We start from the raw sequence: 24,087 nt of genomic DNA, 5'->3' as shown, positions 1-24,087 counted from the left end.
GCTTACGCTTACGTTCCCCAGGCCGGCATCAACTCATGCGCGATCCCCAGTTGATTGAGAATGCGCGCCACGATGAAGTCGATCATGTCGTTCACGCTGGCGGGACGGTGATAGAAGCCGGGCGCCGCCGGCATCACCACGGCGCCGAGACGTGTCAGGTCGAGCATGTGCTGGAGATGAATGGCGGACAGCGGGGTCTCGCGCGGCACCAGTATCAGCTGGCGGCGCTCCTTGAGGGCCACGTCGGCCGCCCGCTCGATCAGGTTGTTGCTGGCTCCGCAGGCCACGGCCGACAGGGTGCCAGTGGAACACGGACAGATGACCATCGCCGAGCTCGCCCCGGAGCCCGACGCGACCGGCGCCATCCAGTCCTCGCGCGCGAAGCAGCGGATCTGCCCCGGACGCGCCCCGCAGCGCTCGATCAAGGCCGCCGCCAGACGTTCCGGCTTCGCCGGCAAGTCCACATCGGTCTCGGTGGCAATCACCATGTGCGCCGCCTTGGAGATCATTACCCAGACTTCGCGCTCGGCCGCCACCAGCACCTCGATCAGGCGCAGTCCGTACTGCGCCCCGGAGGCGCCGGTCATCGCCACGCTGACGGGGGCGTGAAATTCACCCACCATGCTTGTCCTCCAGTGCGTTCAACAGCCGCTCGTGAATGCCACCGAAACTGCCGTTGGACATGACCACGATGCGGTCGCCGGCGCGTGCCTCGCCGACCAGGCAGGTTACCAGGTCATCCAGTTCGGTGAACTCCCGGCTCGGCGTGGTCGCCGCCTCGATCACCGGCGCCAGCTGCCAGTCCAGTTCCGCCGGTCGATACCAGAACGCCAGGTCGGCGCTGTCGACACTGGCCGCCAGGCGTTCCCGCAGCGTGCCCAGGCGCATGGTGTTGGAGCGCGGCTCGACCACCGCGAGCAGGCGCCCACCGGCATCGCCGGCGCTAAGCCCCTCGAGGGTCGTGGCGATCGCCGTGGGGTGATGGGCGAAGTCATCGATCACGCTGATGCCGGCTACCTCGCCGCGCAGCTCCTGGCGCCGGCGCGGTGCCTCGAAGCGCGACAGGGCCCGTGCCGCCGTCGCCACGTCGACACCACAGGCATGCGCGGCGGCAATGGCCGCCAATGCATTGCGTGCATTGTGCGTGCCGCTCAGCGACCAGGCGACACGTGCGGGGGCGGCGTGCTCGTCGGCGCGGCGGGACACGCTGAAGTCGGCGGCATCGGCGCGCTCCAGCGTCAGGCGCCAGTCACTGGCAGCGGCTTGACCGAAGCGTTCCACCGGCGTCCAGCAGCCCTGTTGCAGAACGCGTTCCAGCGCGGGTTCACCATCCGCCACCAGCAGCTTGCCCTTGCCCGGCACCGTGCGCACCAGATGATGAAACTGGCGCTCGATGGCCGCCAGGTCGTCGAAGATATCCGCGTGATCGAACTCCAGGTTGCCCAGCACCGCGATATCGGGACGGTAATGCACGAACTTGGAACGCTTGTCGAAAAAGGCCGTGTCGTATTCATCGGCTTCGACCACGAAGGGTGCATCGGGCGCGCCGAGCCGCGCCGAGACCCCGAAGTTGCGCGGCACACCACCGATCAAGAAGCCCGGCGACTGCCCCGCCGCCTCGAGCAGCCAGGCCACCAGGCTGGCCGTGGTGGTCTTGCCATGGGTGCCGGCCACCGCGACCACGCGGCGCCCGGGCAGCACTTGCTCGGCCAGCCACTGCGGCCCGGAGGTATAGGGCAGGCCCAGGTCCAGCAGCGCCTCGACCTCGGGGTTGCCCCGCGACACGGCATTGCCGACCACCACCAGGTCCGGCCGGGGTTCCAGGTTCGCCGCCGAATAGCCTTCCATCAGGCTGATGCCCGCCTGCTCGAGTTGCGTGCTCATGGGCGGATAGACACCGGCATCAGAACCGCTGACCCGCACTCCCTGCTCGCGCGCCAGCAATGCCAGACTGCCCATGAAGGTACCGCAGATGCCGAGAATATGAAGGTGCATGCTGTCTCCGCTGCAGGAAGGTGTCAGTCGGCCTGGAAAAGCGGCAGACTAGCATGGCACCCGCGCCCTCTCCAGCCAACCGGTTGCCGGGACAGAGAATCGTCACAGGATGCAGTGCCGGTGGTGATAGGCTAGAATCCACGCCTGCCCAACCTCCTTGGCGGCGCCGCAGCACGACCGCCCGGTCGTCGGCGGCACGCCCCAGATGCGACCAGCAACAGGATAGCTACATGGCACAGCACAATGCCTTTTACGCCCAGTCCGGCGGTGTCACAGCCGTGATCAATGCCAGTGCCTGCGGCGTCATCGAGGCCTGCCGTCGTCACAGCGACCGAATCGGCAAGGTCTATGCCGGCCACAACGGCATCATCGGCGCCCTGACCGAGGACCTCATCGACGTCAGCCAGGAAAGTGACGAGACCATCGCCGCCCTGCGTCACACCCCCGCCGGAGCCTTCGGCTCGTGCCGCTACAAGCTCAAGGACATCGAGACGCATCGCGCGCAATACGAGCGCCTCATCGAGGTCTTCAAGGCCCACGATATCCGCTACTTCTTCTACAACGGCGGTGGCGACAGCGCCGACACCTGCCTCAAGGTATCTCAGCTTTCCGAAAAGATGGGATATCCGCTGACCGCCATCCATGTGCCCAAGACGGTCGACAACGACCTGCCGATCACCGACAACTCGCCGGGCTTCGGCAGCGTCGCCAAGTACATCGCCACTTCCACCCTGGAAGCCTCGCTGGACATCGCCTCGATGAGCGCCACCTCCACCAAGGTCTTCGTGCTGGAAGTCATGGGCCGGCATGCCGGCTGGATCGCCGCCGCCGGGGCCCTGGCCGGCCAGGGCGAAGGAGATCCCCCGCACCTGGTCATCTTCCCCGAGATCCACTTCGACCGCGAGGCCGTGATGGCCCGGGTCCAGGAGTCGGTGCAGGAATATGGCTACTGCGTCATCGTGGTCTCCGAGGGGGCTCGCTACGAAGACGGCACCTTCCTCGCCGACTCGGGCAATACCGACGCCTTCGGCCATCGCCAACTGGGCGGCGTGGCCCCGACCCTGGCCGGCATGATCAAGCAGGACCTGGGCTACAAATACCACTGGGCGGTGGCCGATTACCTGCAGCGCGCCGCCCGGCACCTGGCCTCACGCACTGACGTGGAACAGGCCTACGCCGTCGGCGAGAAGGCCGTCGAACTGGCCCTGGACGGCCAGAACGCCCAGATGCCGGCCATCAAGCGAACCAGCGAAGATCCCTATGCCTGGACCGTGGAACCGGCACCGCTGGCCGAGGTGGCCAACCAGGAAAAATTCATGCCGCGTGAATTCATCCGCGAAGACGGCTTCGGCATCACCGAAGCAGGCCGCCGCTACCTGGCCCCGTTGATCCAGGGCGAAGACTTCCCGCCCTTCGACAACGGCCTGCCCAGAGTCGCCAAGCTGGCCAAGCACCGCGTCGCACGCAAGCTGCCGGAGTTCAAGATCTAGCGACAGCCGCGAGGCGCGAGTTGCGAGAAACGAGCGGCGGGCAGTCAGCTCGTAGCTCAGCGTAACAACCACGACAACACCAGCAGCAACAGCAACAGGCCTGCCACTGCCTGCCAGAAGCGCGCCGGCGCGCCGCTGACCTGGCGGGCTGCCGGGCCCCGGGACTCCTTGCCCGGTGTGCGCAGGGCGTGCAGAAATTCCGACAGGCGGCGGAAGCGCAGGGCCCGTTGCGGGGCCAGTGCACGCTTCAGGGCTCCATCCAGCGCCGGTGAGACCTCGGGGTTGAGTGTTCGCGCACTGCGGTAGGTCATCTGCTCCATATCGGTATGGTGCAGCAGCTCGCGGGTCGGCAGGGCATAAGGGAACTCGCCGGTCAACAACCAATAGATCGTCGACGCCAGCGAGTACTGGTCGCTGCGCCGGCCGACCTCATCATCCAGGGCGTACTCGGGGGCGCTGTGCGCGGTCAGGCCGACCTGGCGCACCAGGGTCCGCGAGCGCCGATGACCGTCCACATCACGCAGATGGCAGGCACTGAAATCGGCCAGCACCACCTGGCCGTGCCGATCGATGAGCACATTGTCGGGATGCACCTGCTGATGCAGCAGGTCCCGATGATGCAGCGCCTGCAGGGCCTTGCCCATCTGCACCGCGATATCCAGACGCTGAGCCAGACTCGCCTGGGGATGCCGGTGGGCCCAGTCGGTCAGGGTCTCGCCCTCGACATGGGCCATCAGATAATAGAGGTAACGTCGCGGGCGTGACGGCTGCATGACCTTGACCACGAAGGGCGAATGAACGCGTTCCACCACCCACTGCTGAAGCAGGAAGTGCTCGAGGTAGGCATTGCGCGTGGAAAGCTCGGGGCTAGGCGCCTTGAGCACCATGTCACGCTCGTTGCGCAGGTCACGCACGCGATACACTCGCGACTGAGCCGTCCGCGACAGCACCGAGACCACTTCCATGCCGTCCAGGCGCTCGCCGACGGCCAGCTCGGGCGGGATGGGCAGATCACCGTAGACCTTTTCGGGGCTGTCGACGTCTTCGGCCGGCAGTTCATCGATGCGCACCAACTGAAAGCAGAACTGATCACCGCCGTAGCCACGCTCCTGAGCGCGCTGCTGAGCCGTCCGGGCAAGGCGTTCGCAGGCGGCATCCAGGTCACTGACATCCTGGCGGATCAGCCCGACATAGTCCGATGGCATCAGGGTGCCCTGCACGGCCTGGGTGGTGAACAGGAAGATATCGCCCTGCTTGAGCGGCATCTGCACATAGTCGATGTCGATACTGGCGTCCATGCCGAGCGCTCTGGAGGGGTAGCGATAGCCGCCGATATCGGTGACATGGTCCCGCGACAGCTGCTCGAACTCGGCGCCGCGCAAGCGGAATACCAGGGTATCGCCGAGATGGAACAGGTGCGCTTCCTGGCCCCGATAGACCATGGCCGACAGGGAACTAACATAGCTGCCGTTGCTGACCTGATGGCTCAGGCCATAGCACCAGCCATTGAGGGCGGTCAGAACCCGGTTGGCCGATGTCTTGACGTCCCAGTGGTCAGGGGTCGAGAAATAGTCGGCCAGAAAGCCGCGCACACTGATATCCCCCGCCTGCTTGGCCAGGGAGTTGCGCATGGTGGAGTCACTGATCAGCGCACAGGCACCCTTCGTCGCCCATTGTGGCGCCTCCGGCGTCTGCACCGACATCGAGCTGCGATGCCGCCGCTTGTCCGGGACCACGAAGGCTTGACCATAACTCAGGGACAGGGTTGCGGATGCCAAGACATTCTCCTCGGGCTGGCGGCGAATCGCCGGGGTAGCCGGCTCGACACCGGGCCATCATACACGTCAACCGCGATACTGGCTTGTGCCGGCCGGCCCCCGAATCCGGACCAGGCGGTGCACAGGGGCCGCGCCGCCCTGCCGCCATGACTGAGGCCAATTGGGTATTGGTAATCGCCTGGACGGCTTCGTATAATTCGGCCACTTGCGGGCAACAGCCCCGACATTCGCCAGAGAAGGACGATCTCATGAACTTCGATAACATTCCCGCCGGCAAGGATCTGCCCAACGACGTCTATGTGGCGATCGAGATCCCGGCCAATCACTCCCCGGTCAAATACGAGATCGACAAGGACATGGGCGCCCTGCTGGTCGATCGCTTCATGGCCACGCCGATGTTCTACCCGGCCAATTATGGGTTCATTCCGCACACTCTGGCCGATGATGGCGATCCCCTGGATGCTCTGGTTGTCACCCCTTATCCGGTCACCCCGGGCAGCGTGATTCGCGCCCGCCCGGTGGGCATCCTCAACATGACCGATGAAGCCGGTGAAGATGCCAAGCTGGTCTGCGTACCGCATTCCAAACTGTCCAGCCTGTATGACGACATCCATGAGGTCACCGACCTGCCCGAGCTGCTGCGTCAGCAGATCGCGCACTTCTTCGAGAACTACAAGGATCTCGAGAAAGGCAAGTGGGTCAAGGTCGAGTCCTGGGAAGGCTCCGAGGCGGCGCGCAAGGCGATCGACAAATCCGTGGATGCCTATCAGAAAGCCTGACCACCGAGTCCGCTGCGCCAGCAAGAGGGCCGTCGCATGACGGCCCTCTGTCGTTGCATCCCCGGCAAGCCCCAGCCTGACATGGCCGGGGCCGGGCTACTCGCCGGCCGTTTCGCGCGGCGGCTCACCGGTAGTCGTGGCGTTTTCGCCCGCGGCATCCGGCGCCGCTGAGTCCGGCTTGTCGGCTGAGTCGGCCGCCAGCCCACCGGAGAGCTCACGCACCAGATCACGCGCCTTCAGGACATGGCTGGCCATCACCAGGGAGTGATTGGCAAAGATACCGAAGCCGGAACCATTGAGCACGACCGGGCTCCACAGCCGCCGCTGACTGCGCTCCAGTTCCACGATCAGCGCATCCCAGGCGTCGGAAAGCCCCGCGGCCTCGATCCGGGCACGCTTATCCTGGCGTACCGCCGTCAGTAGGTGGCGCAATGCCCATGTCTGCCCGCGAGCCTCGAAGAAGACGTTGTCGACCCGGTACCAGGGCGTGGGCTCGGGCAGCGATTCCACCGGAACCCCCAGCTCGGCGAGCCGCCGGGTATCGCCGACACTGGCCGACAGTTGAACGCCCAGCGCATCCAGATCGCTCGCGACCCGCGCCAGCCAGTTCGCCAGACCGGTCGAGTCCTCCCGCGCCGTGGCGGCCGACGTCTGCGCCAGTGCCTCAATGGCGCGACGCAGGTGGTGCTCGGTGGACGGATAGAACCAGTTCCGCCCATTGCCACGCAGGCTGACCGCCGCCGATTCGAGCCCATCGGCCGTACCGTCCACCATGGATGGCAGGGCCGCCACCAGGCTGCGAGTCTGGTGCAGGACACCCAGCTCCCAGGCCGGCATGTTATCCAGCCACAGGCCCGGCGGCGCAATGTCATTGCGCAGGTAGCCACCCGGCTTGTCGAGCAGGGTCTGCAGGGTGGCCTGCACCTGTGCCAGCGTCGCCATCTCGCCGTCGGCCTGCTCCAGCGCCGCCTCGCCGCCTGCTGCCGGGTGACTCGGCGTGCGACTCCACCAGATGCCCAGAGCCAGGGTCACGACCAGATACAGCACCAGCAACACCAGCAACGGCTTCCAGATCCAGCCGTACTGAGGGCGTTCCAGCACCTCGACCTTGCGACGCCGATGCGCCGTTTCCTTGCTCGTCAATCCCATTTGCCTGTTCCCGAAAGGGAAACACTGCTTAAATGCCTGCGCATGCAAATCGCGGCGTTACGCGGTGCTCGAAAACTCGCCTAACTATTTGTTATGTCTCGCTTTCTGTGCTCCGCGCGCCTTGCGCTTCACTATGCTCGGCGATTTATTCAGCGCTTCCAAAGATGGTGGTGCCGAACGTCGTGTCACGCCGACACTCGACTGCGTTATCCTGATGCCTCAACGACGCCATCGCCACTGAGCATAGCGGCCCTGGCGCGGAACCCCAAGTCATCAGGCGTGTCTCAAGCGCGCCATCCCGGCGCTTTTGCGCGGAAAATGACCTGCAACCCGGTGGATAAGGATCACAACCTTGGTGTCCCAGCTTCGTCGTTTCAGCCTCTGCTGCCTGCTGCTACTGCTGGCCTTGCCGGCTTACGCTGACTGGTTTTCTGCCGATACACAATCGGACTTTCTGCCTGTCGAACAAGCCTTTCAGCCCACTGCCTGGCATGACGGCGAGACCCTGAAGATCGGCTTCGAAATCGCCCAGGGCTACTACCTCTACCGTCACCGGTTCGACATCAGCGCACCGCATGACGCAGTCAGGCTTGGCCCCCTCGACCTGCCCCCGGGGCAGGCGAAGACCGACGAGTTCATGGGCGATGTGCAGGTCTTTCATGACCGCGTGGTGCTGAAGGCCCCGATCGAGGCAGCCCGGCATGGGCCAATGGACATCGCCCTGACCTTTCAGGGCTGCGCCGACGCCGGACTTTGCTATCCGCCGCAGACCATCGAGCTTCAGGCCCCCCAGGGACAGGCGCCCAAGGCCTTCGCGGCCAGCGTCGATGGCGCAGGCCCGGATGAGCCATCCGCTGGCAACGCCGACACCCCCGCGGGCGATGTCGACACCGCGACACCCGACACCAACACACCCCTCACGGACAACGATCTGCGCAGCGCAGACAGCCGCTTCAGCGAGCTGATGCGCACGGCCAGCCTGCCCCTGGTGCTGGGGCTCTTCCTGGTCGCCGGCCTGGGGCTGACCTTCACCCCCTGCGTGCTGCCCATGGTGCCGATCCTGTCATCGATCATCGTCGGCCAGAACCCCAGCCGCCCCCGGGCCTTCCTGCTGTCGGCCAGCTATGTGGCCGGCATGGCCGCGACCTATGCCTTGGTCGGCGTGCTCATGGGGCTCTTCGGGGCCGGGCTGAACCTGCAGGCCAGGCTGCAGTCGGCCCCGGTGCTGATCGGCTTCGCCATCCTCTTCGTGCTCTTTGCGCTGGCCATGTTCGACGCCTTCGAACTGCGCCTGTCTTCCGCCCTGACCCAACGCCTCGACGCCTGGCAGGACAGGGCAAGGCGCAGCGGACCGGCGGGCCTGGCCCTGGCCGGCGCCCTGTCGGTGCTGGTCGTCTCGCCCTGCGTCTCGGCGCCCCTGGCCGGGGCCCTGGTGTTCATATCGTCCACCGGGGACGCCCTCCTCGGCGGCGCCGCCCTGCTGGCCCTGGCCCTCGGCATGGGGCTGCCGCTGCTGCTGGTGGGCACCTTCAGCGTGACCCTGCTGCCGCGTACCGGCGCCTGGATGAACGGCGTCAAGACCGGCTTCGGCATACTCCTGCTGGGAGTGGCGATCTGGCTGATCGAGCGCCTGGTGCCGGGCCCGGTCGGCTTGCTGCTGTGGGCCGGACTGGCAAGCGGCACCGCCATGGCACTGGGAGTGATGAACCCCGGCCAGCCCCAGGGCTGGCCCAGAGTGCGACAGGCCGCCGGGGCATTGCTGCTGGTGTGGGCCATCGCCCTGGTCATCGGTGCCGCACGCGGTGCCGGCGACCCTCTGCAACCCCTGGCCGCGGCCCATCAGGCGACGGCAAGCGACGACCGGGCCGCGGCGACGGAGGACGTCAGCGTGGTGCACACGCTCGACGAGCTGCAGACCGCCCTCGAGGCCAGCGACGAGCCCGCCATGGTCAACATTACCGCCGAGTGGTGCATCTCCTGCCAGGTCATGAAGCGTCAGGTCTTTCCCGACCCGAAGGTGGCCGATGCCCTCGGTCACTTCCGACGCATCGACGTCGACGTCACGCAAAGCGATGCCGCCAGTCGCCGCATTCTGGAACATTTCGACCTCTTCGGGCCGCCCAGCCTGCTGTTCTTCGACGGGGGCGAGGAGATTCGCGCGGCACGCATCCAGGGCGAGGCCGATGCCGCCGGGCTGGCGAGCCATCTCGCGGAAATCCGCACCTGGTTGGAACGTCAACCGAGCTGAGCCAGACGCGCAGTGGCGAAAAGTGAACGCTGTTCGTCGCTGGCTGGACATCAAGTTGGATTTTCGGCAAACTCCGCCCACAATAGCCTCGATGGCTTTCATGAGCGGCAAAGCACGCCAACATGCCGCGATCTAATCAGAACTGGCCCGGGTTGACAGCGCCGGGCAGCCCCAGAACCCACTGATCGAGACAACGTCATGGATATCCGAAAGGTCAAGAAGCTGATCGAACTATTGGAAGAGTCGAACATCAGCGAGATCGAGATCCAGGAAGGCGAAGAGTCGGTTCGCATCAGCCGTCACCCGAATGGCACGGAACAGCCCCAGCCCGCCGCGCCTGCCTGGCCGGCACAGGCTCCGGCACCGGCTGCGCAACCCGCCGCCGAGCCGCAACCGGCGCCCGCAGCCGAAAGCGCGGCCGAGGGGCCCGCCTATCAGGGTCAGGCGGTGGTGTCGCCGATGGTTGGTACCTTCTATCGCGCACCGGCCCCCGGTGCACAGGTCTTCGTCGAAGTCGGCCAGAGCGTCAAGAAAGGCGAGACGGTGTGCATTGTCGAGGCCATGAAGATGATGAACCAGATCGAGGCCGATCGCGACGGCGTCGTTGAAGCGATTCTGGTCGAGGACGGCGAGCCGGTCGAGTTCGAGCAACCGATGGTCGTCATTTCCTGATCTTCCCACAACACTGGCGGATTCCATCATGCTGGACAAGGTTCTCATCGCCAATCGCGGCGAGATCGCCCTGCGCATCCTGCGCGCCTGCAAGGAACTGGGCATTCGAACGGTTGCCGTTCATTCCAAGGCAGACCGCGAACTGATGCACGTTCGCCTGGCCGACGAAGCCGTCTGCATCGGGCCGGCGGCATCGAGCCAGTCCTATCTCAATATTCCCGCTCTGATCAGCGCGGCCGAAGTCACCGACACCAGCGCCATCCACCCCGGCTACGGCTTCCTCTCGGAAAATGCCGATTTCGCCGAGCAGGTCGAGCGCTCCGGCTTCACCTTCATCGGCCCCTCCGCCGAGACCATTCGTCTGATGGGCGACAAGGTGAGCGCCATCAGCGCCATGAAGGAGGCCGGCGTGCCGACGGTGCCGGGCTCCAACGGCCCGCTGGGCGATGACGAGGAAGCCACGCTGGCCACCGCGCGGCGCATCGGCTATCCGGTGATGATCAAGGCGGCCGCCGGCGGTGGCGGACGCGGCATGCGTGTCGTGCATACCGAGGGCCATCTGCTCTCGGCGGTGAACGTGACGCGCACCGAGGCCCACTCGTCGTTCGGCGACGGCACCGTCTACATGGAGAAGTACCTCGAGAACCCGCGCCACGTCGAGGTTCAGGTACTGGCCGATGGTCAGGGCAACGCCATTCACCTGTATGACCGCGACTGCTCCCTGCAGCGTCGTCACCAGAAGGTCCTCGAGGAAGCGCCGGCCCCCGGCCTGGACCAGGAAGCCCGCGAACAGGTGTTCAAGGCGTGCCGGGATGCCTGCATCGAGATCGGTTACCGCGGTGCCGGGACCTTCGAGTTCCTGTACGAGAACGGCGAATTCTTCTTCATCGAGATGAACACCCGCGTTCAGGTCGAGCACCCGGTCACCGAGATGGTCACCGGCGTCGACATCGTCCGCGAACAGCTGCGCATCGCCTCCGGCCTGCCGCTGTCGGTCAGCCAGGACGACATCGAGCTGTCCGGCCACGCCTTCGAGTGCCGCATCAATGCCGAGGATGCCCGGACCTTCGTGCCCTCCCCCGGCCGCGTCACCCTCTACCACCCGCCGGGCGGACTGGGAGTGCGCATGGACTCGCATGTCTATACCGGCTATTCCGTCCCGCCCTACTACGACTCGCTGATCGGCAAGCTGATCACCTGGGGGGACGACCGCGAGACGGCGCTGAACCGCATGCGCATTGCCCTGGACGAACTGCTGGTCGAAGGCATCAAGACCAATATCGACCTGCACAAGGACCTGGTGCGCGACGGCTACTTCCAGCAGGGTGGCGTCAACATCCACTACCTGGAAAAGAAGCTCGGCCTCTGATCGAGGCCGATGCGTGCAACCTGTGACGGGGCGGCTTGGGCCGCCCCGTTCTCTTCGTCACCCGACACCGCTCCGGAGTCCCCATGCCCTGGCTGCAACTCAAGGCCCACGTCGCACCGGAACACGCCGAGCTGCTGGAAGAGCTCCTGCTGAACGAGGGCGCCACGGCCATCACCCTGCAGGATGCCCAGGACGAGCCACTGTTCGAGCCCGAGCTTGGCACCACCCCGCTGTGGAACGAGACCGTGCTGACCGGCCTGTACGATGACCTCGAAGGACTCGCCTCGATGCTCGAACGCCTGGCCGCCGCCTGGGCCGAAGCCATGCCCGACGAGCCCTGCCCCAAGATCGAGCATGAACTGCTCGCCGATCGCGACTGGGAACGCGAGTGGATGGCCGACTTCGAGCCGCTGCGCATGGGCGAACGACTGTGGATCGTGCCGAGCTGGCATCAGGCGCCGGATCCCCAGGCGGTCAACCTGCAGCTCGACCCGGGGCTGGCCTTCGGCACCGGCACTCATCCGACGACAGCCCTGTGCCTGGCCTGGCTGGATGCCCTGGCCGTGGACGGCGAGATTGCCGAACGCGAGCTACTGGACGTCGGTTGCGGCTCCGGCATCCTGGCCGTCGCGGGACTGAAACTCGGCGCCCGGCATGCCACCGGTACGGATATCGACCCCCAGGCCCTCACCGCCAGTCGCGACAACGGCGAGCGCAACGGCATCGAAGCGCACGCATTGCGACTCGAGTACCCCGAAGCCCTCGAGTCCTCGGCGAGCTATCCCATCGTGGTCGCCAATATCCTGGCCGGCCCGCTGACCGAGTTGGCCGACGATATCGCCCGGCGTGTCGCACCGGGAGGCCGGCTGGCACTATCCGGTATCCTCGAGACCCAGGCGGAAGAGGTACTGGCCGCCTACAGCGCTCGCGGCCTGATGATGGACGAGCCCGAGGTGCACGAGGGCTGGGTACGCCTGACCGGCCAACGTCCTGCCGGATCGCCTTCACCCTGAACGGTCAGGGGCGTATGATAGTCCCCCCCTTTTGCCAGTCGCTGCTCGAGAGTGATGCCCGAATCCAGCCAGCCGCTCCGCATAGGCCGCCACACCCTGCCCAACCGCGTGGTCCTGGCGCCCATGGCCGGTGTTACCGACCGCCCCTTCCGGGCGCTCAGTCGCCGCCTGGGGGCCGGACTGGTGGTGGGCGAGATGGTGACTTCGGATCCCAGCCTGTGGAGCACCCGCAAGTCACGCCTGCGCATGGACCACAGCGGCGAACCCGGGCCACGCTCCGTGCAGATCGCCGGCGGTGATGCCGACATGCTGGCCGAGGCGGCACGCCTGAACGCCGAAATGGGTGCCGAGATCATCGACATCAACATGGGTTGCCCGGCCAAGAAGGTCTGCAACAAGGCAGCAGGGTCCGCCCTGCTGCGCGACGAGGCCCTGGTGGCCGAGATTCTCGAGGCCGTGGTCGGGGCCGTCGACATACCGGTCACGCTGAAGATTCGCACCGGCTGGTGCGCGCACAGCAACAATGGCGTGCGCGTCGCCGGCATCGCCGAATCCGCCGGTATCCAGGCGCTTGCCGTCCACGGACGGCATCGGGAGCAACGCTACGGCGGCCAGGCGGAGTACGACACCATCGCCGAGATCAAGGCCAGTGTGGGAATCCCGGTATTCGCCAATGGTGATATCGATTCTCCCGAGAAAGCCCGGCGGGTTCTCGACTATACTGGGGCGGATGCGGTGATGATCGGTCGTGGGGCCCAGGGCAACCCCTGGATCTTCCGTGAAATCGATCATTACCTGCGCCATGGTCAACGCATGGCGCCCCCTGACGATGCCGAACGCATCCAGGTACTGGGCGGCCATGTATCGGCCCTGCACGATTTTTACGGTGAGTACATGGGCGTGCGCATCGCGCGCAAGCACATCGGCTGGTACCTGGCCGCCGATGAGCGCTTCGATGACGCCACGCGCAAGCGCCTGCGTGCCACTTTCAACGGCCTGGACAATGCCGATGCCCAGAGCCGCTACATCGACGAACTGTTTTGTCATGCGCCCGCCGCGCCAGCACCCGGCAGCGGCCGAGGCATGACATCGGATGGAACCTGTGCCGCATGACCAGCAGCCAAGCCTTTACCCCGTCTTCCACGCTACCCGAGAGTGATACCCGGGCAGCACCTGCCTCCGGTGACGACGGCATCAGTGCACCGGGGGACGACATGCTCCTGCGTGACGCCGTGGACGCTGCAATGCGCCGCTACTTTGCCCACCTCGACGGCTGTGACGTGACCGACCTGCACGCCATGGTGATCGCCGAGGTCGAAGCGCCCTTGCTGGCCTCCGTGCTCGATCACGCCCAGGGCAACCAGACCCGCGCCGCCGAGATGCTCGGCCTCAATCGCGGCACCCTGCGCAAGAAGCTCAAGCACTACGGACTGATCTGATAACGCGGGCGCCCCAGCGCCCGCGTTCGCGTTTTCCCGTCACATTGCCCGCAAACGAGTGATTTTCATGGCCCAATCCTCCGCCTCCGCCACACCGATCCGTCGTGCCCTGATCAGTGTTTCCGACAAGACCGGTATCGTCGACTTCGCCCGCAGCCTGCGCGAGCACAGTGTCGAGCTGCTCTCCACTGGTGGTACCTACCGCCTGCTGTGCGACCACGACATTGCGGTGACCGAGGTGTCCGAGCATACCGGCTTCCCGGAAATCATGGACGGCCGCGTCAAGACCCTGCATCCCAGCATTCACGGCGGCATCCTCGGCCGTCGCGGCCAGGACGACGCCGTCATGGCCGAGCACGATATCGATGCCATCGACATGGTCGTGGTCAACCTCTACCCCTTCGCCGCCACGGTGGCACGCCCGGACTGCAGCCTGGAAGACGCCATCGAGAACATCGACATCGGCGGCCCGACCATGGTGCGCGCCTGCGCCAAGAACCATGCGCATACCTCCATCGTCGTCGATGCCAGCGACTACTCGCGCGTGCTCGACGAACTGGACCAGGGCGGCATCCAGCACGCCACCCGCTTCGACCTGGCCGTGAAGGCCTTCGAGCATACCGCCGGCTATGATGCCGCCATCGCCAACTATCTCGGCGCGCGTACCGAAGGCGGCGAGGCAGGCTTCCCGCGCACCTACAACACCCAGTTCCACAAGAAGCAGTCCATGCGTTACGGGGAGAACCCCCACCAGTCCGCGGCCTTCTATGTGGACCCGGCCAGCAAGGAGCCCGGTGTCGGCACCGCACGCACGCTCCAGGGCAAGCCGCTGTCGTTCAACAACGTGGCCGACACCGATGCCGCCTTCGAGTGCGTCAGGGGTTTCAACGAGACCGCCTGCGTGATCGTCAAGCACGCCAACCCCTGTGGCGTGGCCGTCGGCGAAAGCGCCCTGGCCGCCTACGACAAGGCCTTCGCCACCGACCCGACCAGTGCCTTCGGCGGCATCATCGCCTTCAACGTGCCGCTCGATGCCGAGACCGCGGGCGCCATCATCGAGCGCCAGTTCGTCGAGGTGATCATCGCCCCCGGGGTCAGCCAGGAGGCCATGGAGATCGTCGCCGGGAAGAAGAATGTGCGTCTGCTCGATGTCGCCGACCACTGGCCCGGTCAGCGTGAACAGACCCATGACCTCAAGCGCGTCACCGGCGGCCTGCTGGTTCAGGACCGCGATCTGGGTCAGGTCGAGCGTGACCAGTTGCAGATCGTCTCCAGTCGCCAGCCCTCGGAGCAGGAGATGCGCGACCTGAGCTTCGCCTGGAAGGTCGGCAAGTTCGTCAAGTCCAACGCCATCGTCTACGCCAAGGGCGGTCAGACCATCGGCGTCGGCGCCGGTCAGATGAGCCGCGTCTACTCCGCCCGGATCGCCGGCATCAAGGCCGCCGATGAAGGCCTCTCGGTGCCCGGCTCGGTCATGGCCAGCGACGCCTTCTTCCCCTTCCGCGACGGCATCGACGCCGCCGCCGCCGCCGGCATCACCGCCGTCATCCAGCCCGGCGGCTCGATGCGCGACCAGGAAGTCATCGACGCCGCCAATGAAGCCGGCATCGCCATGGTGTTCACCGGGATGCGACACTTCAGGCACTAAAGACGGAAGAAGGAAGAAGGAAGAAGGGAGTTAGGCTAACGCCATATAAGCGGAACCCCCGCCGGGCCAACCGGAGGGGGTTCTTCTCTGACCTCTTCCTTCTTCGCTCTTAACTCTGCGAGCTTAGTCCCCTAGATCAATACACAGGTACTTGGTCTCGAGGAACTCCTCGATGCCCTGGTGGCCGCCTTCCCGGCCCAGGCCGGAGGACTTCACGCCGCCGAAGGGCGCGGCCGCGTTGGACAGCAGGCCGGTGTTGATGCCGACCATGCCGTATTCCAGGGCATCGGCGACGCGCCACACGCGACCCAGATCGCGAGAGTAGAAGTAGGAAGCCAGGCCATATTCGGTATCGTTGGCCATGCGCACGGCGTCTTCCTCGTCATCGAAGGGGAAGACCGCGGCCAGCGGGCCGAAGGTCTCTTCTCCGGCGACCTTCATGCTGTCATTGGCCTCGGTGATCAGGGTCGGGGTGAAGAAGTTGCCGCCGAGGGGATGCGGGTGGCCACCCAGCAGCAGCTCGGCACCGTGCTCGACGGCATCCTGAACGTGCTCGGAGACCTTTTCGACGGCCCTGGCATCGATCAGCGGGCCGATGTTGACGCCATCATGGGTGCCATCACCGACCTTGAGCTCGCTGTTCATGGCCACCGCCAGCTTCTCGCAGAAGGCATTGACCACGCTCGACTGCACCAGGAAGCGATTGGTGCACACGCAGGTCTGGCCGGCATTGCGGAACTTGGCGGCCATGGCACCCTCCACGGCGGCATCCAGATCGGCATCCTCGAAGACGATGAAGGGCGCGTTGCCACCCAGCTCGAGGGAGACCTTCTGGACGTGTCGGGCCGCCTGGGCCATCAGGCCGCTGCCCACCTCGGTGGAGCCGGTGAAGGTGATCTTGCGCACGATCGGCGACTCGGTCAGCGCCGCGGCGATGTCCGAGGCACTGCCCGGCACCACATTGAAGACCCCGCGAGGAATACCGGCGCGCTCGGCCAGCAGGGCCAGCGCGGTAGCCGAGAAGGGTGTCTGACTGGCCGGCTTGACGACGAAGGTACAGCCCACGGCAAGCGCGGCACCGGCCTTGCGGGTGATCATCGCCGCCGGGAAGTTCCAGGGCGTGATGGCGCCGACCACCCCGACCGGCTGCTTGGTCACCACAATGCGCTGGTGGGACGCGGCGGCGGGCACCGTCTCGCCATAGATCCGTCGGGCCTCGCCGGCAAACCAGCGCAGGAAGCTGGCGGCGTAGGCGATCTCGCCGGCGGCTTCCTTGAGCGGCTTGCCCTGCTCGTGGGTCATGATGGTCGCCAGGTCCTGCTGATGCTCCATCATCAGGTCATGCCACTTCATCAGGGCATCGGCACGTTCCAGGGCCGTCAGGGCCTTCCAGGCGGGCAGCGCCGCACTGGCGGCATCGATGGCGCGTTCCGTCTCGGCACGGCCCAGCCGGGGCATATCTCCCACCGCTTCACCGGTGGCAGGATTGACCACCTCGATCTGCTCGCCGCTGTCAGCCGCGACCCAGCTACCATCGATATAGGCGAAGGGGCAATACAGCTGGGTTTCCTTCAGACTGTCCTTCAGGGCTTCCATGGTCGACTCCTGACGTCAATGCACTGCGAATGGAATGGCCTCTATGCTAAGCGCATGGAGGCGCAGACGCCAACCTTGAGGCCTCGACCATGGGCGTACGCGCCTCACACCTTGCGACGCGCGTCCCGCGAATCCGACAGGGTGATCGACACCGAGTCGGCAAATCGCAGGGCGTGGGGCTTGTCGATCTCCACCTGAGTAGTCAGCACCTGATCGAAGCTCATGATCAGGTCGAGCACCTCGCGTGTCATGCGTTCCAGCAGTTCGAAGCGGTTGTCTTCCACATGCGCGATGACCTGCTTGGTGATGGTGCGGTAATTGAGTGCCTGTTCGATGTGGTTGAAGGCCACGGCATTGTCGGCTCGGTAGCGGATCACCGCATTGACCACCACATCCTGGCGGTTGCGGATTTCATCTTCCTTGATGCCGATGAAGGTGCGCAGGCGCAGGTTCTTGATACGGATGGTCGCCAGATCGTGATCCAGATGCTGGTCATCCAGGCCGAGCATTGCCATGTCGCGTTGCCTCCTATCGGGACTGCACCAGTGTCAGGAACTCCTGGCGCGTGCTCTGGGATTCGCGGAAGGCGCCGAGCATCACCGAGGACGTCATGCTGGAATTCTGCTTCTCCACGCCACGCATCATCATGCACAGATGATGAGCTTCGATCACCACGGCCACGCCGCGGGCATCGGTCACCTGCTGGACCGCCTCGGCGATCTGGCGCGTGAGGTTCTCCTGAATCTGCATGCGCCGCGCATACATGTCGACGATACGCGCGAACTTGGAAAGCCCCAGCACCTTGCCCTGCGGCAGGTAGGCGATGTGACACTTGCCGGTGAACGGCAGCAGGTGGTGCTCGCACATCGAGTACAGCTCGATGTCCTTGACCAGTACCATTTCATCGGTATCCGATTCGAAGACAGCACCATTGACGATTTCTTCCAGGGATTGGAAATAGCCGCGATTCAAGAATTGCATGGCCTTGGCGGCGCGCTTGGGCGTGTCGCGCAGGCCTTCCCGGTCAGGATCTTCCCCGATCTCCTGTATGATCTGGCGGTAATGGTCGGCGAGTTGTTCGCTCATGCTCAGGCCCCGTGCAGCGTCATTATCGTGGTGTGTCGTCATTGTGCCACCACGCCTTGCCATCGAATCGTCACCCCGGCGTCATGTTTCCCGGGGCAAGGCGCATGATTCTAGCGCATGCCGTGCGCCAACGCAGTCCCGGGGCGCGATATCACGCAAGAAGATGCCGCTTCGGGGCCTGTGACGCCGGTCGTGTGTCACCCGCTGGCCGTTTCCAGCCAGCGGCGCTGTTGCTCGAGCTGACGAATATGCTCATCCCAGTAACGTGACTCGGCCAGCCAGGGAAAGGCCATCGGAAAGGCCGGGTCCGCCCAGCGGGCCACCAGCCAGGCGCTGTGCCGAATCAGCCGCAAGGCCCGCAACGGCTCGATCAGCGCCAACTCACCGCGGTCGAATTCGCGATGCTGTTCATAGCCCTCGATAACCTCGGACAGTTGCATCTGCCATTCATCCTCTTCCTGGCCGCTGAGCAGCATCCAGATGTCCTGCACCGCCGGCGCCGTCAGACAATCATCGAAGTCCACCAGGCCGAACGCCTCGTCGCGCCCCAGGATATTGCCCAGATGGCAGTCGCCATGCACGCGGATGCTGGCCTCGGGCGACCAGCCGCGATCGGCCAGTGCCCGCCGCAGATCATCGGTCACACGCGTATAGGCCTGGCGCTGGCGACGCTCGAGCCAGGGACTGGCCAGCACGGCCTCGCAGGCCTCTGCCAGCATCTCGTCGAGGTCCAGCCGCCGCCGTTCGACGAAGCGCCCCTGCTCGCCCACTGCATGCATGGCGCCGATGACCTCGCCCAGGGCAAAGAGGTGGGCCGGATTGTCGAGTTCCGGCGCCTGCCCCGAAAGCTGCGGATAGAGCGCAAAGCGAAAGCCCTCGGCCTGATGCAGGCTGACGCCCTGCGCATCCCGCCAGGGCGCCGCCACCGATACCTCGGCCGCCGCCAGCTCCGCGAGGAAATCATGTTCTTCCTGGATCTGCTCGTTGCTCCAGCGGCCGGGGCGATAGAACTTGGCGATCCAGCGACGACGCTCGTCATCGTGCAGCATGTAGACACGATTCTCGTAGCTGTTCAGGGCGAACGGCTCACCGGGCAGCCAGAAGCCCAGCGACTCGACTGCCGCCACCACGCGCGAGGGTTCGAGACGGGCAAAGGGATGCAGCGAGTCTTGCATGCGGCGCTCCAGGTTCATTCGACGAACCTGCATGCTAACAGAGCCCCGCAAGCCGCGCTGAAGTCGCGAGGCTCGCTCAGGGCAGTGGCGTGCGGGCCACCGCCCAGGCCTCGACCCGCTGCGCTCCGGCCTGCTGACAGGCGCGTGCCAGGGCATCGAAAGTGGCGCCGGTGGTCATGACGTCATCCAGCAGCGCCACACGCTCCGGCAGGTCTGACTCGACGCCGAAGGCGGCACGCAGGTTGCGACGCCGATGCTGGCGGTCCAGCCCGCGCTGGCTGGGCGTATCGCGCAGCCGCCGGGCCGTGTAGAGCGGGATTTCCAGCCGCACCGCCAGGCGGCGGGCCAGCCATTGCGCCTGATCGAAGCCACGCTCCCGCGCCCGCCGGCGATGCAGGGGCACGGCCACCAGCCCGTCGGGCCTGGGCGCCGTCTCCAGGGCCTCGACCAGCAACCCGAGCAGGACGCTACCGGCGCGTGGCGAGGCCTGAAACTTGAAACGCCGGACCAGATCCGCCAGCTCATCCAGGTATCGCAACGGCACCCGGGCCGCGGCAAAGGCCGGCTGGCGACGCAGGCAGTGCCCGCAGGGGCGGCCGCGGCCCTGCCCGGCCTGGGGCTCGGCACACAGCGGACAGGCCGGCAGGTTCCAGGGCAGTTCCAGGTGACAGGTCTGACACCAGGGCAGCGTGCCGTGAGTGGCCGCCAGGCAGAAGGCACAGCGCCCCGGCAGTGCTCGACGCAGCCATTCGTCAACCCTGTAATCATGAACGGTTGACATGAACGACCGACCGCTTACCCTGTTCGTCAACCGTGACAACCCAGCAAAGTTGACCAAAAGCGAGCCCTCCATGCCAGCCAATAGCCACGCCAGCGCGGCGCTTGATCTGAACCTAGACGCCCGACCCGAAGTACGCCACGACTGGCGCCTGGAGGAGATCGAAGCGCTGTTCGAGCTGCCCTTCAACGACCTGCTGTTCCGCGCCCAGCAGGTACACCGCGCGCATTTCGACCCCAATGCCGTCCAGGTCTCGACCCTGTTGTCGATCAAGACCGGCGCCTGTCCGGAAGACTGCAAGTACTGCCCTCAGTCGGGCCACTACAACACCGGCCTGGGCAAGGAAAAGCTGCTGGAAATCGACAAGGTGGTGGAGCAGGCCCGGGCGGCCAAGGAGGCCGGCGCGAGCCGTTTCTGCATGGGTGCGGCGTGGCGCAGCCCGCGGGAGCGCGACCTGCGGGTGGTCATGGAGATGGTCGGCCGGGTCAAGGCACTGGGGCTCGAGACCTGCATGACCCTCGGCATGGTCGACAGCGACCAGGCCAGCCGACTGGCCGAGGCCGGACTGGACTACTACAACCACAATCTCGACACCTCGCCGGAATACTATGGCGAGGTCATCACCACCCGCTCCTATGCCGACCGCCTGGATACCCTCGCCAATGTCCGCGAGGCCGGCATGAAGGTCTGCTCGGGCGGCATCCTGGGCATGGGCGAAGCGCCCCGCGACCGCGCCGCCCTGCTCCAGCAGCTGGTGCGCCTGGAGCCGCATCCGGAATCGGTGCCCATCAACATGCTGGTCAAGGTGCCCGGCACCCCCATGGAAAACGTCGAGGACCTGGACCCGCTCGAGTTCATCCGCGCCATCGCCGTGGCCCGTATCCTGATGCCGCAGAGCCATGTGCGCCTGTCGGCCGGCCGCGAGCAGATGGACGAGTCGACCCAGGCCATGGCCTTTCTCGCCGGCGCCAACTCGATCTTCTACGGCGACACCCTGTTGACCACCGGCAATCCGCAGATCGAGCGTGACCGCGCCCTGTTCGACAAGCTCGGCCTGCACCCCGAGCAACGCGACACCCATGCCGACGAGGCCGATACCGAGACCGCCCTGACACATGCCATTCAGCGCCAGCGGGATGACGCCCTATTCTACGACGCCGCCCAGGCCTGAGCCCAAATGTCTCGAGCACACCGCTGGGACGAGCGACTGTCGCAAGCCGCCGCACAACGGCGAGCCGCAGACGGCTGGCGCCAACGAATCAGCCTCGGCCCGTCGGCCCAGCTGATCGATTTCGCCGGCAACGACTACCTCGGCCTGGCCGCCGACCCGCGCCTCGCCGAGGCCCAGGCCGCCGGCGCGAAACGCCTCGGCGCGGGCGCCAGGGCCTCGCATCTAGTCTCCGGGCACCTGGACGTACACCAGCGACTCGAAGAGCGTCTGGCCGAGCTGACCGGCCGACCCCGCGCCCTGCTATTCTCCACCGGCTACATGGCCAATCTGGGCGTGCTGCAGGCATTGTGCGACCGTCACACTCGCGTCTTTCAGGACCGCTTGAACCATGCCTCGCTGCTCGATGGCGCGCGGCTGGCCGAGGCCCCCTCGCGACGCTTTCACCATCGTGATCTCGCGGATCTGGAGCGCCTGCTCGAGCGCGCTCCCCGGGAGGCGCCGGCGCTGGTGGTCAGCGATGGCGTTTTCAGCATGGATGGCGATACGGCCGATATCGCCGGCCTGGCGAATATCTGCCAGCGCCAGGGAGCCTGGCTGATGATAGATGACGCCCATGGCCTTGGTGTATTGGGTGAGCTGGGCGACGGCTGCGTGGGCCAGGCCCATGACCACCACCAGGTGCCAGTCCTGGTGGGCACCCTGGGCAAGGCCCTGGGCAGCGCCGGCGCCTTCGTGGCGGGCGACGCCGCCGTGATCGACCACCTGATCCAGTTCGCCCGCCCTTACATCTACACCACGGCCCAGCCGCCCGGCGTGGCGGCGGCCACCCTGGCGGCCCTGGACATCCTCGAGGCCGAGCCCGAACGTCGCGACCGCTTGCACGCCAACATCGCCCGCTTCCGTCGGGAAGCCGATACGCTCGGCCTGCCGCTGAGCGACTCGGGCACACCCATCCAGCCCGTGGTACTGGGTGACAGCAGCCGCGTGCTGCGCTGGGCCGAGCGCCTGGCGCAGGCCGGGCTGCGTGTCGGTGCCATCCGTGCGCCCACCGTGGCACGCGACCAGGCTCGCCTGCGCATCACCCTGAGCGCCGCCCATGATGCCTCGGCGCTCGATGCCCTGCTCGAGGCACTGGACGGCTGTCGCCGCGAGGAGGCCGCATGACACGCCTGGTACTGCTCAGCGGCTGGGGCTGCGACGCTCGCATCTGGCAGCCGCTCGCCCCCTGCTGGTCCGCCGGACTCGAGGTCACAACGCCGGACTGGCCCGGCTATGCCGGTCGCCCGCCACTCGCCGACCCTGCCTCGCTGGGCGAGCTGGCCGCTGCCATGGCAGCCGACCTGCCCGCCGAGGCCATCTGGGTGGGCTGGTCGCTCGGCGGCCTGCTGACCACCGCCTTGCTCGACCACCTGCCAAGCCCGCGTGCCCTGGTACTGCTCGGCATCGGCGAGCGCTTCGTTCACCCGGAAGGGGTCAGCGCACAAGCCCTGGCCGATTTCCGGCATGCCTTCGAGCGCTCTCCGGATACCGCCCGGGAACATTTTCTGCGCTGGCAGCTGGGCGGTGAACCCGATCCCCGCCGCGCGCGCCGCGATCTGCGTCAGCTGCTCGGCACCACTGCCCCGGCCTCCATCGAAACCCTCGACGCCGGTCTCGGCCAGCTCGCCCGGCTCGACAACCGACACCGCCTGAACGCCGCCTCCTGTCAGGTGCGCCGCCTCGCGGGCGCCCGCGACCCCTTGCTCGCCGGCGAGGTCCTGGCCGACGCCGACCAGCAGATCGCGGACGCCGGACACTGCCCGATGCTCAGTCGACCCCAGCATCTGGCGGCATCGCTGGCGGCCATCGCCGACACGCATCGGCCTGACGGCGAACGCCCGGAGCCGACATCATGACCATTGCCGCGCTGGCCACCGAACCCACCACTCAAGCCGATGCTGCCGACTGGCGCGCCCGCGTCGCCCAGGCCTTTTCCCGTGCCGCCCCCCACTACGCCAGCCGCGCCAGCGCCCAGCAGATGATGAGCGAGCGTCTGCTGGCCCACCTCCCCGACACGGCCGAATGCCTGCTGGACCTGGGCTGTGGCCCCGGCGAGCTGACCGCCCGACTGGCCCGTCATTACGACGACCACTGCCATGTCGAGGGCCTCGACCTGGCGCCGGGCATGCTCGACGAAGCGCGCCGACGCCATCCGCAGCCGATCCGCTGGATCTGCGGCGACGCCGGCATGCTGCCCCAGGCCGACGCCAGCCTGGACCTGGTCATCTCCAACCTGGCGATCCAGTGGTGCCCCGACCTCGACCGCGTCCTGGCCGAGATCCACCGAGTGCTGAAGCCCGGCGGACGCGCCCTGCTCAACACCCTGGCACCCGGCACCCTGCGCGAAGTGAACCAGGCCTGGTCACAACCCGGGCGTGCCGCCGCCCTGCTGGATTTCCGCGATGCCGCCCGCCACCAGATTGCCGCCCGATGCGCCGGCTTCCGCCATGTCGACCTGGAACAACGCGAGGAGCGCTTCCACTACCCGGACCTGAACGCCGTGATGGCCTCCATCAAGGGCGTCGGTGCTCAGGTGGCGCGGCCGGGGAAACGGCTGACACGGACCGACCTCGCCCGCGCACGACGTCGCTACGAGACGCTGCGCGAGCCAGCCGGCCTGCCTGTCACCTATCACCTGCTGACCCTGATCCTGGAGCGCTGA

22 protein-coding genes are annotated in these 24,087 nt (G+C 66.3%); 13 read left to right on the top strand and 9 right to left on the bottom strand.

Annotated elements, in window-relative coordinates; genetic code table 11:
* Positions 1-8 precede the first annotated feature (8 nt).
* Both HHA01_RS04100 and mpl read right to left on the bottom strand, forming a co-directional pair.
* The gene (locus HHA01_RS04100; RefSeq protein WP_141318004.1) at positions 9-623 is read right to left on the bottom strand and encodes a flavin prenyltransferase UbiX; all 615 of its coding nucleotides are present in this window, start codon (positions 621-623) and stop codon (positions 9-11) included.
* Entirely contained in the window at positions 613-1,995 is a 1,383-nt protein-coding gene (mpl, locus tag HHA01_RS04095) for a UDP-N-acetylmuramate:L-alanyl-gamma-D-glutamyl-meso-diaminopimelate ligase (RefSeq protein WP_141318002.1), read from the bottom strand. The genes HHA01_RS04100 and mpl overlap by 11 nt, the downstream gene beginning before the upstream one ends.
* 230 nt (positions 1,996-2,225) lie before the next feature.
* Here mpl and HHA01_RS04090 point away from each other — a divergent pair, with 230 nt between their 5' ends.
* Positions 2,226-3,485 carry a 6-phosphofructokinase gene (locus HHA01_RS04090; RefSeq protein ID WP_141318000.1) on the top strand — a complete coding sequence of 420 codons (1,260 nt, stop codon included), beginning with the start codon at positions 2,226-2,228 and terminating at the stop codon, positions 3,483-3,485.
* A gap of 56 nt (positions 3,486-3,541) precedes the next feature.
* Here HHA01_RS04090 and HHA01_RS04085 read toward each other — a convergent pair whose 3' ends face one another.
* Positions 3,542-5,263, bottom strand: a complete 1,722-nt coding sequence (locus tag HHA01_RS04085; protein ID WP_141317998.1) for a bifunctional protein-serine/threonine kinase/phosphatase — start codon at positions 5,261-5,263, stop codon at positions 3,542-3,544.
* A 248-nt stretch (positions 5,264-5,511) separates the two neighbouring features.
* On the opposite strand from HHA01_RS04085, the gene ppa reads away from it, so the two are divergent.
* Entirely contained in the window at positions 5,512-6,042 is a 531-nt protein-coding gene (ppa, locus tag HHA01_RS04080; protein WP_141317996.1) for an inorganic diphosphatase, read from the top strand.
* A 96-nt stretch (positions 6,043-6,138) separates the two neighbouring features.
* Here the strand turns inward: ppa and HHA01_RS04075 are convergent, their stop codons facing one another.
* Positions 6,139-7,191, bottom strand: a complete 1,053-nt coding sequence (locus HHA01_RS04075; RefSeq protein WP_141317994.1) for a DUF2333 family protein — start codon at positions 7,189-7,191, stop codon at positions 6,139-6,141.
* 355 nt (positions 7,192-7,546) lie between these two features.
* Here HHA01_RS04075 and dsbD point away from each other — a divergent pair, with 355 nt between their 5' ends.
* From dsbD to purH, 7 genes are all read left to right on the top strand, one after another.
* Complete coding sequence (dsbD, locus tag HHA01_RS04070; RefSeq protein ID WP_141317992.1) at positions 7,547-9,439, top strand: protein-disulfide reductase DsbD; 1,893 nt, start codon at positions 7,547-7,549, stop codon at positions 9,437-9,439.
* A 198-nt stretch (positions 9,440-9,637) separates the two neighbouring features.
* On the top strand, positions 9,638-10,111 hold the full coding sequence (accB, locus tag HHA01_RS04065) for an acetyl-CoA carboxylase biotin carboxyl carrier protein (protein WP_141317990.1): 474 nt from the start codon (positions 9,638-9,640) through the stop codon (positions 10,109-10,111).
* A 28-nt stretch (positions 10,112-10,139) separates the two neighbouring features.
* Positions 10,140-11,480 (top strand): acetyl-CoA carboxylase biotin carboxylase subunit, encoded by a 1,341-nt coding sequence (gene accC, locus HHA01_RS04060; protein ID WP_141317988.1) that lies wholly within the window; start codon positions 10,140-10,142, stop codon positions 11,478-11,480.
* A gap of 83 nt (positions 11,481-11,563) precedes the next feature.
* A complete protein-coding gene (gene prmA / locus HHA01_RS04055) occupies positions 11,564-12,493 on the top strand; it encodes a 50S ribosomal protein L11 methyltransferase (RefSeq protein ID WP_141317986.1) in 930 nt (309 codons plus the stop codon).
* 54 nt (positions 12,494-12,547) lie between these two features.
* Positions 12,548-13,606 (top strand): tRNA dihydrouridine synthase DusB, encoded by a 1,059-nt coding sequence (gene dusB, locus HHA01_RS04050; RefSeq protein ID WP_141317984.1) that lies wholly within the window; start codon positions 12,548-12,550, stop codon positions 13,604-13,606.
* Positions 13,603-13,932: a DNA-binding transcriptional regulator Fis gene (gene fis, locus HHA01_RS04045; protein WP_141317982.1), complete on the top strand. Its 330-nt coding sequence runs from the start codon at positions 13,603-13,605 to the stop codon at positions 13,930-13,932. The genes dusB and fis overlap by 4 nt, the downstream gene beginning before the upstream one ends.
* 67 nt (positions 13,933-13,999) lie before the next feature.
* Positions 14,000-15,580 carry a bifunctional phosphoribosylaminoimidazolecarboxamide formyltransferase/IMP cyclohydrolase gene (gene purH / locus HHA01_RS04040; protein ID WP_141317980.1) on the top strand — a complete coding sequence of 527 codons (1,581 nt, stop codon included), beginning with the start codon at positions 14,000-14,002 and terminating at the stop codon, positions 15,578-15,580.
* A 123-nt stretch (positions 15,581-15,703) separates the two neighbouring features.
* Here the strand turns inward: purH and HHA01_RS04035 are convergent, their stop codons facing one another.
* The 5 genes from HHA01_RS04035 to HHA01_RS04015 form a co-directional block, all read right to left on the bottom strand.
* Positions 15,704-17,176, bottom strand: a complete 1,473-nt coding sequence (locus HHA01_RS04035) for an NAD-dependent succinate-semialdehyde dehydrogenase (protein WP_141317978.1) — start codon at positions 17,174-17,176, stop codon at positions 15,704-15,706.
* A gap of 104 nt (positions 17,177-17,280) precedes the next feature.
* Positions 17,281-17,691 carry a dihydroneopterin triphosphate 2'-epimerase gene (gene folX / locus HHA01_RS04030; RefSeq protein WP_141317976.1) on the bottom strand — a complete coding sequence of 137 codons (411 nt, stop codon included), beginning with the start codon at positions 17,689-17,691 and terminating at the stop codon, positions 17,281-17,283.
* 13 nt (positions 17,692-17,704) lie between these two features.
* Positions 17,705-18,262: a GTP cyclohydrolase I FolE gene (gene folE, locus HHA01_RS04025; RefSeq protein WP_218023781.1), complete on the bottom strand. Its 558-nt coding sequence runs from the start codon at positions 18,260-18,262 to the stop codon at positions 17,705-17,707.
* Positions 18,263-18,459: 197 nt separating this feature from the next.
* Positions 18,460-19,437 (bottom strand): serine/threonine protein kinase, encoded by a 978-nt coding sequence (locus tag HHA01_RS04020; RefSeq protein ID WP_141317972.1) that lies wholly within the window; start codon positions 19,435-19,437, stop codon positions 18,460-18,462.
* A 76-nt stretch (positions 19,438-19,513) separates the two neighbouring features.
* A complete protein-coding gene (locus HHA01_RS04015) occupies positions 19,514-20,218 on the bottom strand; it encodes a ComF family protein (RefSeq protein WP_170214829.1) in 705 nt (234 codons plus the stop codon).
* A 70-nt stretch (positions 20,219-20,288) separates the two neighbouring features.
* Between HHA01_RS04015 and bioB the strand changes: the two genes are divergently transcribed.
* The 4 genes from bioB to HHA01_RS03995 are packed head-to-tail and all read left to right on the top strand — an operon-like array spanning position 20,289 to position 24,087.
* Positions 20,289-21,386 carry a biotin synthase BioB gene (bioB, locus tag HHA01_RS04010; protein WP_174787712.1) on the top strand — a complete coding sequence of 366 codons (1,098 nt, stop codon included), beginning with the start codon at positions 20,289-20,291 and terminating at the stop codon, positions 21,384-21,386.
* Positions 21,387-21,392: 6 nt separating this feature from the next.
* Positions 21,393-22,550, top strand: a complete 1,158-nt coding sequence (gene bioF / locus HHA01_RS04005) for an 8-amino-7-oxononanoate synthase (RefSeq protein ID WP_141317970.1) — start codon at positions 21,393-21,395, stop codon at positions 22,548-22,550.
* Positions 22,547-23,281, top strand: coding sequence for an alpha/beta fold hydrolase (locus tag HHA01_RS04000; protein ID WP_141317968.1), 735 nt, complete (start codon positions 22,547-22,549; stop codon positions 23,279-23,281). The genes bioF and HHA01_RS04000 overlap by 4 nt, the downstream gene beginning before the upstream one ends.
* Positions 23,278-24,087, top strand: coding sequence for a malonyl-ACP O-methyltransferase (locus tag HHA01_RS03995; protein WP_141317966.1), 810 nt, complete (start codon positions 23,278-23,280; stop codon positions 24,085-24,087). The genes HHA01_RS04000 and HHA01_RS03995 overlap by 4 nt, the downstream gene beginning before the upstream one ends.

Origin of the sequence: Halomonas halmophila, assembly GCF_006540005.1 — a bacterium.
Taxonomy (GTDB): Bacteria; Pseudomonadota; Gammaproteobacteria; order Pseudomonadales; family Halomonadaceae; genus Halomonas; species Halomonas halmophila.
Note: the sequence above shows the minus strand (reverse complement) of the source record. Positions and strands in the feature narration are given on the sequence as shown.

Coding starts and splice junctions, on each gene's coding strand:
- HHA01_RS04100 (WP_141318004.1), bottom strand. CDS start 623: ATGGTGGGTGAATTTCACGCCCCCGTCAGCGTGGCGATGACCGGCGCC.
- mpl (WP_141318002.1), bottom strand. CDS start 1,995: ATGCACCTTCATATTCTCGGCATCTGCGGTACCTTCATGGGCAGTCTG.
- HHA01_RS04090 (WP_141318000.1), top strand. CDS start 2,226: ATGGCACAGCACAATGCCTTTTACGCCCAGTCCGGCGGTGTCACAGCC.
- ppa (WP_141317996.1), top strand. CDS start 5,512: ATGAACTTCGATAACATTCCCGCCGGCAAGGATCTGCCCAACGACGTC.
- HHA01_RS04075 (WP_141317994.1), bottom strand. CDS start 7,191: ATGGGATTGACGAGCAAGGAAACGGCGCATCGGCGTCGCAAGGTCGAG.
- accB (WP_141317990.1), top strand. CDS start 9,638: ATGGATATCCGAAAGGTCAAGAAGCTGATCGAACTATTGGAAGAGTCG.
- accC (WP_141317988.1), top strand. CDS start 10,140: ATGCTGGACAAGGTTCTCATCGCCAATCGCGGCGAGATCGCCCTGCGC.
- prmA (WP_141317986.1), top strand. CDS start 11,564: ATGCCCTGGCTGCAACTCAAGGCCCACGTCGCACCGGAACACGCCGAG.
- dusB (WP_141317984.1), top strand. CDS start 12,548: ATGCCCGAATCCAGCCAGCCGCTCCGCATAGGCCGCCACACCCTGCCC.
- fis (WP_141317982.1), top strand. CDS start 13,603: ATGACCAGCAGCCAAGCCTTTACCCCGTCTTCCACGCTACCCGAGAGT.
- purH (WP_141317980.1), top strand. CDS start 14,000: ATGGCCCAATCCTCCGCCTCCGCCACACCGATCCGTCGTGCCCTGATC.
- HHA01_RS04035 (WP_141317978.1), bottom strand. CDS start 17,176: ATGGAAGCCCTGAAGGACAGTCTGAAGGAAACCCAGCTGTATTGCCCC.
- folX (WP_141317976.1), bottom strand. CDS start 17,691: ATGGCAATGCTCGGCCTGGATGACCAGCATCTGGATCACGATCTGGCG.
- folE (WP_218023781.1), bottom strand. CDS start 18,262: ATGAGCGAACAACTCGCCGACCATTACCGCCAGATCATACAGGAGATC.
- HHA01_RS04020 (WP_141317972.1), bottom strand. CDS start 19,437: ATGCAAGACTCGCTGCATCCCTTTGCCCGTCTCGAACCCTCGCGCGTG.
- HHA01_RS04015 (WP_170214829.1), bottom strand. CDS start 20,218: ATGTCAACCGTTCATGATTACAGGGTTGACGAATGGCTGCGTCGAGCA.
- bioB (WP_174787712.1), top strand. CDS start 20,289: ATGCCAGCCAATAGCCACGCCAGCGCGGCGCTTGATCTGAACCTAGAC.
- bioF (WP_141317970.1), top strand. CDS start 21,393: ATGTCTCGAGCACACCGCTGGGACGAGCGACTGTCGCAAGCCGCCGCA.
- HHA01_RS04000 (WP_141317968.1), top strand. CDS start 22,547: ATGACACGCCTGGTACTGCTCAGCGGCTGGGGCTGCGACGCTCGCATC.
- HHA01_RS03995 (WP_141317966.1), top strand. CDS start 23,278: ATGACCATTGCCGCGCTGGCCACCGAACCCACCACTCAAGCCGATGCT.